We start from the raw sequence: 303 nt of genomic DNA on the forward strand, positions 1-303 counted from the left end.
GTCTGGGGTGGTCTGAAGTACAAGGCAACCGACAAAGCTACTTTCAACCTGCAGGCTGCTTACGAAGATTTCGGCAAACAGGCTTATACTGCAAACGTAGCTTACCAGCTGGTTCCAGGCTTCACAATTACTCCTGAAGTTTCCTACACCAAGTGGAAAGACACCGACAAGTACGCTACAGCTGTTCGCGGCGAAGATGCTTGGGGTGGTATGATCCGCTTCCAGCGTTCTTTCTAAGTTTTACGACTTAGAACAGACCGTAAGGTTACAGAGACCCGGCAGCTCACGCTGTCGGGGTTTCTG

Annotated in this window: 1 protein-coding gene; it reads left to right on the top strand. The window is 50.5% G+C overall.

Translation table 11 applies throughout. The annotated features are described in order from the left end of the window. Positions 1-237 (top strand): porin (locus A918_RS20935; protein WP_033316231.1); only part of this gene is annotated, 237 nt, incomplete at its 5' end. Between the last annotated feature and the right edge of the window lie 66 nt (positions 238-303).

It is taken from the genome of Pseudochrobactrum sp. AO18b (assembly GCF_000409565.1).
In the GTDB taxonomy this organism is placed as follows: domain Bacteria; phylum Pseudomonadota; class Alphaproteobacteria; order Rhizobiales; family Rhizobiaceae; genus Pseudochrobactrum; species Pseudochrobactrum saccharolyticum.